This window comes from Nitrospirota bacterium, assembly GCA_030684575.1.
Lineage (GTDB): Bacteria > Nitrospirota > Nitrospiria > Nitrospirales > Nitrospiraceae > Palsa-1315.
Genome location: JAUXVD010000008.1, coordinates 729,538 through 747,035 on the forward strand (window position 1 = coordinate 729,538; position 17,498 = coordinate 747,035).

Sequence of the window (17,498 nt, forward strand, 5' to 3'; positions counted from 1 at the left end):
GGAAACCATGAAGAATTCGTTTAGTCTGAAGGCGGGGGCGCTCCTCGCGACTGCCTTTGGAATTATCCTGGTCTCCGGGAGCACCGGGGGCGTAGCGTTTGCCGTAGAAGCCCTTCCTGAGGGTTTCAAGAAGGCTGAATTGTCGCCTGAACCTGCTGCCGACATGATTGAGGCAGGCAAGCGTGTGTACTTTACCAAGTGTGTTTGGTGTCACGGCGTCGATGGTGCGGGCGATGGGCCTGGCGCAGACCGTCTCTGGCCTCGTCCCCGTAACTTCAACCAGGGGACGTTCAAGATTCGGCGCACGGCGAGCGGTGAGTTGCCGTTGTTCGATGCCAAGAAACCTATTCCTGGTCAGAACGATCTGTTTGAGACCGTCACGCATGGTCTGCCAGGTTCAGCCATGCCATCCTGGGAAGGCATTCTGACGGAGGAGCAACGACTCCAAGTGTTGTCTTTCGTGACCACCCAGCTGGTGAAGGACCGGAAGTTTACGGATAAGCAGTCCGAGAGCCAGACCGTGTTGCAGTTGGACGAACTGAAGCCGATTCCCGTCTCAGAGGAGAGTTTAAAGAAGGGCGCAGAGCTTATCGTCGAAAAGAAGTGCGTGGAATGTCACGGCGCTGAAGGCCGTGGCGACGGCAATGCGTTCAATCTGAAGGACGATTGGGGCTTTTCGATTCAGCCGGCCGACTGGCACAAGTGCTGGAACTTCAGGGGCAGCCGCCAAGATCCCTATAACGTCAAAAACATTTTCCGGACATTCTCAACTGGAGTCAACGGTACTCCGATGCCTTCGTTTGCTGACAACAGCACGGTCGAAGAACGGTGGCACATTGCTAACTTTGTGAACTCGCTGTGTGAGCGGGAAGCCGACGGGAAACCCCTTTCAATCGATCCATTGGCAGACAAGCCGAAGATCAACTTCGTGGTCTCGTCAGGTGTGGTTGAAGGAGAGATTCCTGCAGATCCAGAGCATGAATTGTGGAAGAATCGGGCCAGGCGGTATGTGGCAATGGGTGGTCAGATCACTCACAAGCCAAGAAACTTCGTGAATCGGATCGACGATATTTGGGTGAAGTCCCTCTACAACGACAAACATGTCGTATTCATGTTCCAGTGGGACGACCGGACGAAGAGCGTAGCCGAAGGGAAGTTGCCTTGGGCGCCAACGTCCGTGAATGTCGATGTCAAAGAACAAGATCCGAAGACCGGCGAAGAGGGTTCGATTGCCGCGCATCAGAATAACTACACGGTGTATAACGATGCGATCGCGATGCAAACGGCCGTGAAGTGGAAGGAGCTTCCGGCGCCGATTAAACCACGGTATCTGTTCGGCAGCAACGAGCAGTTCCCTGTTGATATTGTGAAGTGGGAAGCTGATGGCTCACTCCGTGCCTTTGAAGGTACCGGTTGGGACAAGGACTTCACCCAACGCGATACCTACGAAGAGAACATCAAGATTCTTCACTCAGAGTGGAAGAATGGACGGTGGACGGTCATCATTCAACGTCCTTTGGGAAACAAGAAGGATCAGGATTACGACGAAGATACGTTCTTCGAAATGGGACAGTATATTCCCACGGTATTCTTTGCTTGGGACGGCCACAATGGCGACGCAGGGCGGAAGATGGCCGTGTCGGCCTTCTACTACACCTTCCTGGAGCCACCAACGCCTCGCGAAGCCTACATCTATCCGGTTGTGATTGCCTTTGGTGTGGTCCTCCTGGAAGGGTGGGTTCTCACGAGACGATCCAACAAGCGGAAGGGAAAGACGCTCTAACGTTCATCTGAGCGAGAGAGTCTGGAGAAGCATGAGGGGGTGGGGTAACCCACCCCCTCTTTCTTTTGGGCCGTCGGCTATGAGGGCATGATGGAGCGTGACATAACCGGCGTCCTGCTTGCCGGAGGGAAAAGCCGGAGAATGGGCGAAGATAAACGGCATCTCGTTGTGGGGGAGCAAACACTCCTTGAGCGAGGACTCGCCGTGCTTCGCTCAATCTTTCAAGAGGTGTTGGTCGTCATTGCGCAGGACAGTCCTGTACTCGATGTCGATGCGAGAGTTGTTCGAGACCTGGTACCGGATTGCGGTAGTCTTGGAGGGTTGTATACGGGGCTTACAGAGGCCACGGCACCCTATATATTCGTGGTCGCCTGCGATATGCCGTTTCTGGATCAGGCGGTCATTTCCCAGTTCACTAGTCGAAGAACGTCTACAGATATTGTCATGGCGAAACTTGCGGGCCGGTTACATCCAATGCATGCCTTGTATAGCAAACGGTGCCTGCCCGTCATTGAGCAGATGGTGTTGGCGCGACAGCTCAAGATCCAAGAGATCATGTCGTGCGAGTTCCTCCGGGCCCAATATGTAACTGAGGCGGATCTGCTTGGTATCGATCCCTCCGGACGTTCTTTTCAAAATGTGAATACACCTGCAGATCTTGAAGTCGCGCGATCCCTGCTGGCACAGTCACCTCCATCTGGACAGTAAGGTACAGCGTGGCAAGAACGATCGTCATGATCCACCCAGGCGGCCTTGGCGATGTGTGCTTGGCTGTGCCTGCCATGATTCGATTGCGCAACCGTTTCCCCAGCCATCGGCTCCTGCTCTGTGCAGGAAGCCAAGTCTCAACGCTGCTGCTTGCATGCAGGATTATTGATGACTGGACCTCTGTGCAGAGACGTGCTTGTGCGGACCTGTTCGCCGGTTCGGTTACGGATCAGCTACAGACATGGTTGGAGGATTGCGATCTTGCCATTGGCTGGATGGAGGATGTCGATGGCAGGCTGAGTGGGGTACTCAAGGCAGCTGGCATCCGCGAGGTGATCATGAGGTCTCCCTTCTCACTCATGATCTATGCGACACATCAACGCGATCGGTTTCTTGAGGCGATCAATGAGGCGCCGTATGACGGCGAGGGGCACGCAGGGCTGATGGTATCGGAACCGCTCCTTTCTCTCGGACAGGCCTGTCTTGAAACGGCGGGTCTTTTGAGCGGCCAACCTTTTGTTATCATTCATCCGGGGAGTGGGAGCGTCCATAAGTGTGTGGCCCCAGAGATACTCGCGTCCGTCGTTTCCGCGCTTCAGCATTCTGGAATGATTCCAGTGATTCTCGAGGGGCCGGCAGACCGGGAGCCAGTCGAGCGGCTTTTTCAGGCATGTAGACAACCGCCGGTTGTCTTGAAGGGCCTGGATATTCGCACCGTTGCCGGGGTGCTGGCTCACGCTCGGTTCTTTCTTGGGCAAGATTCTGGCGTGACACATATGGCGGGGTTGCTAGGGGTGCGTACGGTGGCTCTCTTTGGTCCAACTGATCCTAATCGTTGGGCTCCCAGCGGCACACATGTCACTATCGTGCAGGGGCTTCCTTGTCTCTGTCGTTCTTGGGGCGACGTTCGTCGCTGCGAGGATCAGCCCTGTCTCAAGATATCGCAGCAGGATCTTGTGTCACTCTGTCTGGCACAGCTCAGAGAGGCTGTGGTTTGACAGAGAATCCCCTTCGTCTGCCTTGTCACTAACTATCCCGTATGCTACAGTGGCCAGTTCGTTTTTCCTTTCATTGCTAATGACTTAGGAGTTTTTATCTTGTCCAGCGGGGTCGTTCAGGAAAAGGTCACCAGTGCACTTCTCGTAGCGCTGAATGGAGCTAAACAGAAGGGCCAGCTGAAGACGGAAGCCTGGCCTGAACTGAGTCTGGATGCTCCCAAACGGCCAGAGTGGGGAGATTTAGCTTCAACGGTTGCGATGTCGCTCGCGGCCTCCGAGCAACGAGCCCCCCACGACATCGCTCAGATCATCATCGACAACCTCGCTCAGCGCGAACAACTCTTCGACCGGGTCGAAATTGCCAGACCCGGGTTCCTGAATCTCACGCTCAAGCCTTCCATCTGGCAGGAAGTGCTCAGAGAAATCGAGACGAAAGGATCAACTTACGGGCGAGCTGAATTGGGTGAGAGTCGGCGCGTCTTGGTGGAATATGTGAGTGCTAATCCAACTGGCCCGTTGCATGTGGGCCATGGGCGTGGCGCGGCAGTCGGGCAGGCGGTTGCGAATATGCTCAAGGCGGTCGGGTATGACGTCGTGAGTGAGTACTACATTAACGACGCCGGCCGGCAGATGAAATTGCTGGGAGCCTCCGTCTACGCCAGGTACGAAGCATTATCGAACCGTCCCGTTGAGTTTCCGGCAGAAGGATATCACGGGGCCTACATTACCGCTGTGGCCGAGCATGTGAAGCAACAGCTCGCGTCTGAGCTGACCGGACGTACGGCTGCAGAGGTGGAGGAGCGCTGTCGTACGTTTGCCTATCAGGAGTTGCTGGGGCTGATTCGCGAGGATCTGAAGTATTTCGGGATTGAGTTCGAGTCCTGGTTCAGCGAGGCCTCCCTGGTAGATTCTGGTGCGGTGCAGCGGGTGCTGGATGAATTGAAAGCGCAGCAGTTCCTCTTCGAAGAGGAAGGGGCCTGGTGGTTTCGATCCTCCGCATTCGGTGATGAGAAAGACCGTGTTGTCCGGAAGCAGGACGGCGAGTACACCTACCTGGCGTCCGATATCGCCTACCATCAGGATAAGTTGCGGCGCGGATACGATCTCTTAATCGACGTCTGGGGTGCGGATCACCATGGCTACATTCCCCGCATGCAAGCGGTCGTGCAGGCCTATGGGCATCCAAAAGATCGTCTTCAGGTCGTGCTGGTTCAGATGGTGAATCTGTTGCGTGGCGGGAAAAAAGTGGAGATGTCGAAGCGGGCCGGCGAGTTCATTACGATGCGGGAGGTCATCGATGAAGTCGGGGCCGACGCGGCCAAGTTCTTTTTTTTGATGCGCGATTCCAATTCACACCTCGACTTCGATTTGGAGTTGGCGAAGCAACGGTCATCCGATAATCCCGTCTATTATGTGCAGTATGCCCATGCCAGGATCTCCAGCCTCTGGCGCGTCGCGGCTGCGCGAGGCATCGCCTGTCCTCTGCCGAGCGAGACGGATCTATCGGTATTGACGGATCCGGATGAATTGGGGTTGATTCGCAAGCTCTCGGCGTATCCGTCAGTCCTCCAGGGCAGTGCCCTGGCCTATGAGCCTCACCGGATGACCTATTATCTTCAGCAGCTAGCCGGGTTGCTCCATACGTTTTACAACAAGCACCGGATTCTGCCTCCCGCTGCGGATCGAGATCTTCTGGCGGTGACGCCGGAGGGATTGGCTCCTGTCGAGGGTGTGCCGAAAGAAGTGCTGGTCCCTGAGCGGACTGCGGCGAGATTGGCGCTGATGCGTGGCATCCAGCAAGTCTTGAAGAATGGGCTCGGCGTACTCGGGGTTTCCGCACCGGATCAGATGTAGCGTGCAAAAGGGACTATGAATTTTTCAGTGCTGCAGGAAGATCGTGCGACGAGTGCGCGGTTGGGGAGACTCAGTACTGCGCATGGTGCGATCGATACGCCGGCTTTTATGCCGGTTGGCACGTTGGGGCCGGTGAAAGGGATCGACCCCGCCGATCTCGAGCAACTCGGCTTTGGTCTGATGCTGAATAACGCCTACCACCTCTATCTGCGGCCTGGGCATAAGGTCGTGGCGGAGATGGGTGGATTACATCGTTTTACCGGATGGCCCGGATCGATCTTGACGGATAGCGGTGGATTCCAGATTTTCAGTCTAGCTAAATTGTGCAAGGTCACGGACGAAGGTGTGAGTTTTCAGTCGCATCTCGATGGGTCCACGCATTTCATTACACCCGAAACGGCCATTGAGATCGAGGAAGCGCTGGGGGCCGATATCATGATGGCGTTCGACCATTGCGTGGCCTTGCCGGCTGAAAAAGAGGTGGTGCGGGATGCGGTGCGACGGACCACCCTCTGGGCGAAACGCTGTCAGGACAGCCGGCGTCGCACGGATCAAGCCCTCTTCGGCATTGTACAAGGCGGTTTGGATGCAGAGCTCCGCGTGACTTCCGCACGCGACCTCGTCGGGCTTGGGTTCGAGGGGTATGCGGTCGGGGGGCTTTCGGTGGGAGAATCGAAAGCCGAGATGCATGCCATGTTGGATGTGACGGTGCCGGAGCTGCCGGTTGCAAAGCCGCGGTATTTGATGGGTGTCGGCATGCCGGAGGACTTGATCGAGGGTGTCGCTCGAGGGATCGATCTCTTCGATTGTGTCGTGCCGTCGCGCCATGGGCGGACCGGCTCGCTGTTTACCAGTTTTGGGCGAGTGGTGATCAAACAAGCGCGGTATATCCGTGATGAACAGCCGATCGATCCGGCTTGTGGCTGTCCGGTCTGCGCCCGCTATTCCCGGGCCTATCTGCATCACCTCTTCCAGGTGAAAGAAATGTTGTCGTCGAGACTGAATACGATCCACAATCTCTGGTATTTTGCCGATTTGATGGGCCAGATACGGTCAGCGATCGCACAGGGGATGTTGCAGTCGTTCCGGGACGAGTTTTACCGGTCCCGGGCGGCATCGGACGTTTCCGCGGTCGACGTGGCTGAGGCTGATATTCACCGGCATGCCAGGTTGGACTAACCCTGTCGAGGAGGACTCTGTTCGCATGGTAATGCAATCGGTCGCATGGGCTCAAGGCATCGGTGGTGGAGGGGCGAGTTCGAGTTCCGGGACGCTCTTGTCTCTCATTCCGTTCGCGCTGATCTTCGTGATTTTTTACTTTCTGCTCATTTTGCCGCAGCAAAAACGCGCGAAACAGCAGAAGGCATTGCTGGAGGCTCTGAAGAAGGGCGACAAGGTGATCACGGGGTCTGGCATCTGGGGGACCGTGACGAATCTCGGGAAAGAGACGGTGACGCTGCAGATCGCCGATAGTGCCAAGATCCGGATACAACGGGAGCACATCGCTCGATTGCGCGCCGACGATGAAGACAAGGATAAGGACTCGTAGACCGCAAGCGACAAAGGGGTTACAGATCATATGAAAAAAGTGAGTGGGCGGTTAACATTGCTGGCGTTGGTGGTCGTCGTATCGGTGATCTTTTTCATCCCGTCCTATCAGCCGTTCTATCAGGCCCTGCCTGGCTGGCTGAAGAATGTGATGCCGAACAAAGGGATTACCCTGGGGCTGGATCTTCAAGGCGGGATTCATCTCGTCATGGAAGTGGATGAAGATCGCGCGGTCGAAATCGCCGTCGATCGATCGGTCGTGTCGCTACAAGACATGTTGGTCGATAAGAAAATTCCCGTCGAGTCGGTGGCCAGGACGGGACCGACTCAGGTTACGATCCAATTCCAAAATGCCGAACTCAAGGCGCAGATTCAGAAGATGCTCGATGAATATCCGACGTTTACCGAGACGGAGTCTGCGGGGTCGGCGAATAAACTGGTGTGGGAGTTGCGTGACATAGAGGTCAAGCGGATCAAGGATTCTACAATCAACCAGGCGCTGGAAACGATCCGGAACCGTATCGACCAGTTCGGGGTGGCTGAACCGATGGTGCAGCGGCAGGGGCTGAAGCAAATCGTCGTGCAGTTGCCCGGCGTGAAAGAGCCCAAGCGCGCCAAGGATTTGATCAAAGAGACAGCCTTGCTCGAGTTTAAAATGCTCGATGAGGACAATCAGCTGAAGCTCGATCTGCCGGCCCGTATTCCAAAAGAAAAAGAGGCGGATGTTCTCAGGGAGGCCGAAGCGAAGTTGCCTGTCGGTGATCAGATTCTTTTCGAACGGGCGGTCGACAAAGACACCGGCCGCGAATACCGGATTCCCTATCTCGTGAAAAAGCGGGTCATGTTGACCGGCGATGTGTTGAGCGATGCGCGGGTGTCGATCGGTCAATTCAACGATCCCTACGTCTCGATCAGCTTTGACGCCAAGGGCGGTCGGGAGTTCGAGCGGATCACGGGCGACAACGTCAAGAAGCGCATGGCCGTGGTGCTCGACAACACGATCTACTCGGCTCCGGTGATTCAGGAGCGTATTACCGGGGGGCGCGCGCAAATTACCGGGACGTTCTCGATGCAAGAGGCGAGCGACCTGGCCATTGTTCTCCGGGCCGGCGCCCTGCCGGCCCCGCTCAAGATCATTCAAGATCTCACCGTCGGACCGTCGCTTGGGAAGGACTCGATCGACAAAGGCATACAGGCCACGTTGTTTGCCGGTGCCCTGGTGGTCCTGTTCATGATGGTCTATTACCGGACGTCCGGGGTGATTGCGGACTTTGCACTGGCGCTGAATTTACTCTGTCTCATGGGGGCCCTGTCTGCGCTGAACGCCACCTTGACCCTGCCGGGAATTGCCGGAATTGTGCTCACGATCGGGATGGGCGTCGATTCGAACGTCCTGATTTTCGAGCGTATTCGCGAAGAGCTGCGACTCGGGAAGGCGGTCAGGCTTGCGGTGGATGGTGGATACGATAAGGCGATGTTGACGATTGTCGACTCCCACGTGACCACGCTGATCACAGGAGTCGCGCTGTTTCTCTTCGGCACGGGGCCGATCAAAGGATTCGCCGTGACCTTGTGTCTCGGCATCGGGATCAATCTGTTTACCGCCCTGGTGGGCACGAAGGTCATTTTCGACCTTATGAATCAACGACACAAAGTCGAACAGTTAAGCATTTAGTTCGAAGGAGCCGGCATGTTAGAGATTCTTGGAGAAACCAATTCCGATTTCATGGGGAAGCGTCGTTACGCATTTCTGTTCTCCGGCATCATGGTGGTGCTGGGGATTGTGGCGGTTATTCAGATTGGCCGAGGGGCGGCCAATCTCGGCATCGATTTCGTGGGCGGGACTGCGGTCCAGCTCAAGTTCGAGCAAGCGATTCGAATCGACGAGGCTCGAGCAGTGTTGGAAGCCAACGGCTTGGGCAACGCCGAGCTGCAAGAATTCGGTCAGGATAACAAACTCCTGATTCGTCTGAAGGCCTCGACGACCATCGAGGAAAAGGTCGCCGAGCGGGTCGTGGCGGTCTTCACAAAGGAATTTCCCTCGAACCATTTCGTGGTGGATTCCAGCACGGAAATTGGACCGGCCATCGGACATAAATTACAAGAGGATGCTCTCATTGCGATCCTCGTTTCCTTTGCCGGGATCATTCTCTACGTGGCGGGGCGATTCGAGCTTCGCTTCGGCATCGCGGCAGCGTTGGCCACATTCCATGATGTCTTGGCGGTCCTGGGTGCATTTTACATTATGGATAAGGAAATCACCCTGTTGGTGGTGACGGCGTTGCTGACGTTGGCCGGCTATTCCATGACCGATACCGTCGTCGTCTTCGATCGGATCAGAGAAAACCTCAAGATGCGGCGGCGGGACAGCGAGGAGACGATTATCAACAATGCGGTCAATCAAGTGTTGAGCCGCACGATCGTGACCAGTTTGACCGTCGTATTGGTCCTGATTCCTCTGACGTTGGCCGGCGGAGAGGTCTTGCACGACTTCTCGCTCGCTCTGCTCTGTGGCGTGATATTCGGGACCTATTCGTCGATCTTCGTCGCCAGCCCGTTGCTGTTGCTCTGGCCGGGAGCCTCCGGGCGGCTGTTGAAACGGAGTTAGCAGGACGGTGACATAATCGTTCGTCGATCGCAGTCCGAAGGCCGAGGAGAAGGCCGAAGGCTAAAGTGTTCAAAATTTTGAACCTCAACCTTCGGCCTTCCCAGCTTCAGCCTTCAGTCTGCCTCGCGAGCCTCGCGCGGACTGTCGCATCCTCCTCTGGGCACACCCATGACGTTCTGGAGTCGCTCTCATAGTCTCCAGCATAAGATCATCACGGCCATCGTGATGGTCGGGCTCCTGCCACTGACTCTTTTGCTGGCGCTCACCTACATTGAGGAGCGTCGCGCACTTCGAGAAATGACCGGCGCCAACTTCAAAGAAGTCGCCGTGGAAGCCGCTCGCCGCATCGAAATGCAGGTCAGCCGCGGGATGAACGAGGCTCAGCAGCTTGCAGCCACCCCCTTTCTCCGCACCGCCGTCACCGAAGCCAATCGTACGTATGAGGGGAAGGATGCCCAAAACATCCAGGGCATGATCAAGGATTGGCAGCAACGCTGGCGTCAGCGGGATAAGCGTAGCGAGTTTCCTCTCTTCATCAATCGCATCGTTACCAACTACCTCATCCGGTGGCACGACATCCGTAAATCGGACTATGTCGGAATCTTGGTGACCGACCAGCAGGGGGCATTGGTGGTCAGTTCGATCCCGCAAGTGGAATACTTTTACGGGAAGACGCCCTGGTGGCAAGCGGTGATGAAAAGCCCAGGCCCCAGTGGGTATGTGGGTGAGATCGCGTTTGACCCAAGTTTCGGGACGCATGTTGTCGTGGTTGCGGTCCCCATTCTCGACGATACGAAGGGGGCTGTGCTCGGGACCGTCACGATACTGTTGCGTCGCGACACCATTTTCCGTGCGGTTGCCGAAGTCACCATCGGGACGACCGGTCACGCAATGTTGTTCAGCTCAGATGGTATTCCATTGATCTGTCCGGTCCTGGCTCCGGAAGAACATTCGATAAAGCCCGAGTTCATCGGTGCTCTTCGAGGGCTGAAAGCCGGCTGGTCCGTGGTGGTGGACGATTCGCATGGAAATCTGAACGCCTTAATCGGGTTCGCGCCGGTCCGATTCGGTGCGAGCCTCGTCCCTGGGAGCCTCGGCGGAAAACAATGGATCACCGTGGTGCGGCAGGATCCCCGGGAGACCTATGCGCCGCTTGCCGACCTCGTGGCGAAAGTACTGCTCTACGGGTTGCTTGTCCTGGCTGTGCTCTGGGGGACGGGTGTGCTGGTTGCCAGGCGGATTGCCCGCCCCATTCAGTTGTTGCACGACGGAGTACGTGAAATTGGAAGTGGACGATTGGACCGGCGGCTTGAGCTGAAGACCGGAGATGAAATTGAAGGGCTCGCCGATGCGTTCAATCAGATGGCGACGAATCTCCAACGGTCGTTTGCGCAGATCGAGCAGCGGGTGGTGGATGTCCATCGCCTGGAGGAGAAGTACCGCGATTTGATCGAGCATTCTCCGGAGATGATCTGTCAATTGAACCGGAGCGGCAGCTTCGTCCATGTGAACAAGACGGGGCTCGAGAAACTGAAATATACCCTCGAGGAAATGCTGTCGATGCGGCTGTGGGATTTGGTGCCGCGAGGGCAGGAGCCACTCGTCCTGCAATATCTGGAACGATTGGTCGCGCAGGGGCGTAGTTCGATTGAGACGGTATTTGTGGCAAAAGGCGGTCACCCGATCGATGTGGAAATTCATGCCACGGCGCTGATCGATCAAGAACGAGGTGGGCTGGTGCACTCACGCGCTTTTGTGCGTGACGTGACCGAACGGCGCAGGCTCGAGCAGCAACTGCAAGAATATACGACGAAGCTGGAAGCGGCGGTATCGGAGCGGACACAGCAGCTCGTGGCCTCGCAGGCGCGTTACAAGGCGCTGTTCGACTTGGTGGCCGACTCAGTATTTATGGTGGACCCGAGCGGGATGATCGTGGCCGTCAATAAACGTGAGGAGCAAGCGCTGGGGTATGCAGAGGTGAACGTGGTCGGCCGCAGTCTGCTCGAAGTGGTGCTATCCGGTTATCATGATTCGTTGCGCGGATGGCTGAGCGATATCATTACGGGGCAGCGGAAAGTGCCGACCCAGGAGATCATGGTGCGCCATGCCGACGGGTTGGAAACTCCGGCTGAAATGGATTTGATCCGAGTCGGAGTGGCGGATAAGCTCTTGGTGATGGTGCAGTTACGGGACATCACCGATCGGAAGGCGCTCGAACGGCAGTTGGAGACGTACCGGGAGGAGTTGGAAGATAAGGTTCGAGAACGCACGCGGGAAATTGAAGAGACCAAACAGTATCTTGAGAATCTGCTCGAGAACGCGAACGATGTCATCTATACCCTCGATACCGAGCAACGGTTTACATATGTGAATAGCAAGGTCGAAGCCTGGGGTTATCGGAAAGACGATCTGCTCGGGCGTCCGTACCTCGCGCTGCTCTCCAAACGCCACCGGGGGAAACGTCTCAAGAGTACCCTGGATATCGGGGCGAAGCAGGTGTATGAAGTGGAAGTGGTGACGCGCACGGGGGAGATGAGGGCGGTCATGGTGAGTGTCTCCCCCCTGCACGATGTCGAGGGGGCGATACTTGGTGTATTGGGCATTGCGCGAGATATGACCGAGACCAAGAAGCTGGAGCAGCAGATTAGGAATTCCGAGAAACTGGCCTCGGTCGGAAGGCTCGCAGCAGGGGTGGCCCACGAAATCAACAATCCCCTCGGCGGCATTCTCAACTGTCTCTACAACCTGCGTAAAGGGACGCTGTCGCCTGGCCGGCAAGAAGAATATCGGGTGTCGATGGAGGATGGTGTGCGGCGTGTGCAGAAGATTGTCCGGCAGCTCCTCGATTTTTCCCAGCAACACGAGCCGGAGTTTGCGCTGACGGATATCAATCACGTCGTCGATCGGGTGTTGGTCTTGACGACGCACCTCTTTGCCCCGAATCAAATCCGGTTGGATACTATACTCGGGCAGGGGCTGCCGAATGTGATGATCGATCAGCACATGATCGAGCAGGTGCTGATGAACTTGGTCTTGAATGCGGTGCATGCGATGAAGGACGGTGGCGCGCTGACGATTCGAACCTCTGTGGTCGAAGGAATCTGCCTGGTCGAAGTGCGTGATACGGGATCGGGCATTCCGTCGGCGGTCCTGCCGAGGATTTTCGATCCCTTCTTTACGACCAAGAGAGAAGGAGAAGGGACCGGTCTCGGCCTGTCGGTCAGTCTCGGCATCGTCGAGCGCCACGGAGGAAAGATCGTGGTGGATAGTGAGGTCGGGAAGGGGACGACCTTTACCCTCTACCTTCCTGTCTCGAGAGAACGTTCGTTGTTGGAGAGGGTGTAATGAAGGGGCTGAGGATTCTGCTCGTGGATGATGAGCCGTTGATGCGGCTCTCGATGGTCGATGCGTTGGAAGCGATTGGCCATGATGTCTTAGCGGCGGCATCCGGGACGGAGGGGATTGACGCCGTTCGGCAGCGGCCCTTCGACCTGGTGATCACCGATCTCCGGCTGCCCGGCGCAGACGGACTGACGGTGCTCGCTGCGACGAAAGAGCAATCGGCCCAGACGGAGGTCGTCGTGATCACCGCCCACGGATCGGTGGAGACGGCGGTCGGTGCCATGAAGCTCGGTGCGTTCGATTATATTACCAAACCGTTTCAGATGGACGAATTGCTGCTGATCGTCGAGCGTGCAGGCCGTGTGGTGGCGTTGCGGCGAGAGAATCAGGATCTCAAGGAAGCATTGGAAGACAAGTTCAGCTTCGGGGGTATCCTCGGCACGAACAACCAAATGCGAGCGGTGCTTGAGAAAATCAAACTGGTGGCCGGGACGGATTCGACCACGTTGATTCTGGGAGAGAGCGGCACCGGCAAGGAGTTGGTCGCCAATGCCATTCACCAAAACAGCGCCAGAAGCCAGTATCCTTTGATCAAGGTCAGTTGTGCGGCGTTGCCGGAAACTCTGTTGGAAGCGGAACTCTTCGGCCATGAGAAGGGGGCCTTCACCGGGGCAATGCGGCAGCGGCGTGGGCGATTTGAACTGGCGCATCGAGGCACGTTGTTTCTCGACGAAATCGGTGAGATCTCGCCGGTCATCCAAGTGAAATTGCTGCGGGTGTTACAAGAAAGGCAGTTCGAGCGTGTGGGAGGGAACGACACGATCGACGTCGACGTGCGTCTGGTCTGTGCGACCCAGAGGGATCTTCGCAAAGAAGTCTCACAGGGGCGGTTCCGAGAAGATTTGTTTTACCGGCTCAATGTCGTGCCTATCGTGATTCCGCCGTTACGCCAACGCCAGGAAGATATCATGGTCATCGGCGAGCATGTGCTGAAGGTCTGCTCTACCAAGATGAATAAGATGGTGAAGGGGTTTTCTTCCGTTGCACGGGAGCTCTTCTTGCGATACTCATTTCCCGGGAACGTGCGGGAATTGGAGAACATGGTCGAACGTGCGGTGGCGTTGGGGCGGGATCGCGAAGCGATTCAACCGTCGGATCTATGCGGATTTCAGTCCTGTCCTTATACGGGCGGAGTGCCGCAAGAGTCCTGTGGATTTTGCAGCGAAGGGCTGACGGGGCAAAAGCGCGAGGAGCGTCCGCTGACCTCGCTGGCGACGGCGCGTGAACAGTTTGAGAAAGAATATATTGTGTCGGTGTTGGCGCGGGTGGAGGGGAGCCGCACGACCGGTGCGAAGATTCTCGGCCTTTCGCGGAAAGCGCTCTGGGAAAAGTGCAAGCGCTACGGCATACCGTCGGCCAAAGACGAACCGGAGGAGGTAGAGCAACGTGCTGAATAGGTTGCTGGCTTCTTAAGAGTGTAGTGCATAGTCAGGGCTGAGGAGGCAGGTGTTCGATCTCCGCTCAGCCCTGCTCGTGACCTGCGCTACTCCGCCGGTTCCGTTCCCCCCACCCAGATTTTCACCGTGCGATCCCATGATGCACTGGCTAATGTCATGCCATCTGGAGAGAGGGTAATCCCGCGAATGCCTGCGGTATGGGCTTTGAGCGTTCTGAAACAGCGGCCGTTCGAGAGGTCCCAGAAGCGAATCGTAGCGTCATCGCCGGCGCTGATGAGTACTTTACTATCCGGGGTTACAGCGAGCGTGCGCACCCAGCCGGTATGGCCTTTCAAGGTCCGTTGTTCCGTCACGTTGGGCATGTCGAACAATTTGATCGTCTGGTCACGGCTCCCGGTAATCAGGAGTTTGGCATCGGGGGTAAAGGTCATGGCGCCGATCCAATAGTCCATCGGTTTCTGAAATCCACCGTCGTCTTCGACGAAGTATCCACGCGTTTCGCTGGTGTCGTCGTCGTCCTGTTTCCAGTGCCCGTTATGGAGGATTTTCTCTTCTCCGCTCGGCAGCACTTCCCACAGTTTGATCTTGCCGATGTCCGTTCCACTGGCGAGGTGCATCCCATCCGGTGAAAAGGCGACGCAGACTGACCAATGGTGGTCGTACTGGTCCTTGCCGAGGAGCGTCATGAGCTCGGTGCCGGTGGTCACTTCCCAGATCTTGATGTCTTTATTGTGGCTGCCGCGCGCGAGCATGAGGCCGTCCGGGGAGAGAGACAGGCTGACGACATTATGGTCATAGCGAGTAAAGAGCAGCTTCTTGGACTCACCGGAGTGCGGGTTCCAGAGGCGAATGGTCCGGTCCTCGCTGGCAGTGGCCAACGTCTGGCCATCTGGCGTAAACACGACGGACCGGATGTCCGCTGTATGTCCTCTGAGGGAGCGCAGGAGGCGTCCGGTTTCAATATCCCAAATGCGGACGAGCCGGTCGACCCCTCCGCTGGCAAGGGTCAATCCGTCCGGCGAGAAGGCGACCGACCACACGCCATGCGAATGGCCGCGATACGTCGTGAGCTCCCGTGTCCCTGCTTTCCAGTACTCAAGGAAATCGACTGGTGCAGCGCCTGCTCGTGACAATGGTGTGAGCGGGGATGGCGAAGGGGCAAGTGGGGGCGCAATCTGATCAGCCATGTTTCATAATCCTTACGGTCAGAACAAGATGAAGCGGCCCACGACGACCGGCTTGATTGCAAATCGGCGATTCGGGCCCGTATAATTCGCGTCGGCTTGAGGTGATCGTAAGAGAAGCTCCGCTATCAAGTCAAGCCGTGATGAAAGCCGATTCGCATCCCTCAACGGGGTGTGCCGTCGAACCCAGTCCGGATGTGGACGACCAAGGACTATCTATGGAACTTCGTTTTCAGCCTGCATTGTTGCAAGAGGTGATCGACTCATTCGTCGAAAAGACGGAACGGGAAGGCGACCCCACCTACTATAAGGAGTTCCACGAACTCGCCGATCCGATCTATGAGAAGTTTACGCTCGATGATCGTGAAAGTGAATTCAAGAAGCTCTATCAGTATATGTTCGGCACCTGGGGATTCTCCGACATCATCCGCGATGCCTTCAACGAGTACCCTCTTCTGAAAGAGCGCGTCGGTATCGTGCTCGTCAAAGGGGTGCTCAAGGAAGATCAGGAAGGTGTCGACATTCTTCGGAAGTGGGGATCCGTCGAACATGAGATGGCTCGGGAGTTCGAAGAGAAAGGATTGAAAGGCGTTGGGATTAAGCTGATTCCGCGCCGATTCTACGATCCTGCACTCACGCGGTATTGCCGCCATGAATTGTTGCATATCTCGGACATGCTGGATCCGGTCTTTGGGTACGATCCTGATACCAAGGTCGGGCAAAATCCCGGTGAAGAAACCCTCATCCTCCATCGCTATCGCATTTTGTGGAGTCTGACTGTGGACAGCCGGCTGACGGTCGCCGGCAAAGAGCCGATGCTCAGGAAGGAAGATCGGTTCAAAGAGTTTCGGTCCTGGTATCGTAAAATTCCCGCGCCACAATTGAAGTCGGTATTCGAGGGGTTGTGGCAGACCAGTTTCTTCACCCACTCGGAACTGATCGAAATGGCCTCGGACACCTTGCGGGTGATGGACCGTGCCGTGGATGTCGAGGGGGGCGAGGTTCCAGAAACCGAAAATAAAGTCATGTTGATGCCGGGATTTCCCTGTCCCCTCTGCCGGTTCCCGACCTATTCGTGGGTCGAGGATATGGGCAACAAGATCGAGCCCTATGTGCTCGATTTTATCCGCGAGAATCACCCGGGCTGGGACATTGAATTCGGGGCGTGTGATCGTTGCGTCGAAGTTTACAAGTTGCGCGCCGACGGCGTCATGTAGCGGTGAATGACTGTGGCTACCGATTCGTCATACGGACGTCGCGACTTTCTCAAGGATTCCGTCGTGTCCGTCGCCAAGGCGGCACAGGAATTTGCCAAGCATCAAGCGGCGGTGCCGGAGCAGTTGGCTCCACCACCGGTACGGACGGATTGGTTGCGTCCTCCGGGTGCCGTGGACGAGACATTGTTTCTAGAGCGATGTACGCAGTGCGGCGATTGTGCCAAGGTCTGCCCGTACGGATCGATCACATTTCATTCGCAGAACGGGACACCGGTTATTTTTGCGGATCAGACGCCCTGCTATCTCTGCGAGGATGTGCCCTGCATTACTGCCTGTGCGACTGATGCGTTGCTCCCAGTCGAAGGACGCGAGCAGATTCGAATGGGCCGCGCAGTGGTCTCGTATCGAGTCTGTACGGCAGGGCAGGGCTGTCATGCCTGTGCGTCGAAATGTCCCACGGATGCCTTATCGATGGATTTTGACATGCAGCGGCTTGTGGTGACGGCTGAGCGTTGTGTTGGATGTGGATTGTGTGAACAAGTCTGTCGGACAGTGAATGATCATGTGGCCATTCGGATCACGCCGTATCGATTGTTGTCACAGGCGCATTCGTAGTTCACAGTACTGTGTCTGAATGCAAGCGGGAAAATTGAAGTAATAATGAATGTATTACGAGGGAGAATAATTTGAGAAATCATCGGCTTAGATTATCCCTTGCACAGGGTGAGATCGCGCTTGACAACCCCTGGGCCTTTACCTATCATACGCGAGCCTGTGCCAAAAGTTTGACCTCAAGTGC

The 17,498-nt window shown here is 56.4% G+C and carries 13 protein-coding genes; 12 read left to right on the forward strand and 1 reads right to left on the reverse strand.

Features of this window, described 5'->3' with window-relative positions:
- Positions 1-7: 7 nt before the first annotated feature.
- From Q8N00_06640 to Q8N00_06685, 10 genes are all read left to right on the forward strand, one after another.
- The gene (locus Q8N00_06640; GenBank protein ID MDP2382463.1) at positions 8-1,783 is read left to right on the forward strand and encodes a c-type cytochrome; all 1,776 of its coding nucleotides are present in this window, start codon (positions 8-10) and stop codon (positions 1,781-1,783) included.
- 87 nt (positions 1,784-1,870) lie between these two features.
- The gene (locus Q8N00_06645; protein MDP2382464.1) at positions 1,871-2,491 is read left to right on the forward strand and encodes a molybdenum cofactor guanylyltransferase; all 621 of its coding nucleotides are present in this window, start codon (positions 1,871-1,873) and stop codon (positions 2,489-2,491) included.
- A gap of 8 nt (positions 2,492-2,499) precedes the next feature.
- Positions 2,500-3,489: a glycosyltransferase family 9 protein gene (locus tag Q8N00_06650; GenBank protein MDP2382465.1), complete on the forward strand. Its 990-nt coding sequence runs from the start codon at positions 2,500-2,502 to the stop codon at positions 3,487-3,489.
- A 99-nt stretch (positions 3,490-3,588) separates the two neighbouring features.
- Positions 3,589-5,343, forward strand: coding sequence for an arginine--tRNA ligase (argS, locus tag Q8N00_06655; protein ID MDP2382466.1), 1,755 nt, complete (start codon positions 3,589-3,591; stop codon positions 5,341-5,343).
- A gap of 15 nt (positions 5,344-5,358) precedes the next feature.
- On the forward strand, positions 5,359-6,522 hold the full coding sequence (gene tgt, locus Q8N00_06660) for a tRNA guanosine(34) transglycosylase Tgt (protein ID MDP2382467.1): 1,164 nt from the start codon (positions 5,359-5,361) through the stop codon (positions 6,520-6,522).
- Positions 6,523-6,547: 25 nt separating this feature from the next.
- Positions 6,548-6,892, forward strand: a complete 345-nt coding sequence (yajC, locus tag Q8N00_06665; protein ID MDP2382468.1) for a preprotein translocase subunit YajC — start codon at positions 6,548-6,550, stop codon at positions 6,890-6,892.
- 30 nt (positions 6,893-6,922) lie between these two features.
- On the forward strand, positions 6,923-8,566 hold the full coding sequence (gene secD, locus Q8N00_06670; GenBank protein ID MDP2382469.1) for a protein translocase subunit SecD: 1,644 nt from the start codon (positions 6,923-6,925) through the stop codon (positions 8,564-8,566).
- A 15-nt stretch (positions 8,567-8,581) separates the two neighbouring features.
- Positions 8,582-9,499: a protein translocase subunit SecF gene (secF, locus tag Q8N00_06675; protein ID MDP2382470.1), complete on the forward strand. Its 918-nt coding sequence runs from the start codon at positions 8,582-8,584 to the stop codon at positions 9,497-9,499.
- A gap of 168 nt (positions 9,500-9,667) precedes the next feature.
- Positions 9,668-12,844, forward strand: coding sequence for a PAS domain S-box protein (locus Q8N00_06680; GenBank protein MDP2382471.1), 3,177 nt, complete (start codon positions 9,668-9,670; stop codon positions 12,842-12,844).
- A complete protein-coding gene (locus Q8N00_06685; GenBank protein MDP2382472.1) occupies positions 12,844-14,298 on the forward strand; it encodes a sigma-54 dependent transcriptional regulator in 1,455 nt (484 codons plus the stop codon). Before Q8N00_06680 ends, Q8N00_06685 begins: the two co-directional genes overlap by 1 nt.
- A gap of 86 nt (positions 14,299-14,384) precedes the next feature.
- On the opposite strand, the gene Q8N00_06690 is transcribed toward Q8N00_06685, so the two are convergent.
- Complete coding sequence (locus Q8N00_06690; GenBank protein MDP2382473.1) at positions 14,385-15,485, reverse strand: WD40 repeat domain-containing protein; 1,101 nt, start codon at positions 15,483-15,485, stop codon at positions 14,385-14,387.
- 215 nt (positions 15,486-15,700) lie between these two features.
- Here Q8N00_06690 and Q8N00_06695 point away from each other — a divergent pair, with 215 nt between their 5' ends.
- Together Q8N00_06695 and Q8N00_06700 are read left to right on the forward strand one after the other, a co-directional pair.
- Positions 15,701-16,699, forward strand: coding sequence for a hypothetical protein (locus Q8N00_06695; GenBank protein MDP2382474.1), 999 nt, complete (start codon positions 15,701-15,703; stop codon positions 16,697-16,699).
- 12 nt (positions 16,700-16,711) lie between these two features.
- Complete coding sequence (locus tag Q8N00_06700) at positions 16,712-17,314, forward strand: 4Fe-4S dicluster domain-containing protein (protein MDP2382475.1); 603 nt, start codon at positions 16,712-16,714, stop codon at positions 17,312-17,314.
- The last annotated feature ends 184 nt before the right edge of the window (positions 17,315-17,498 follow it).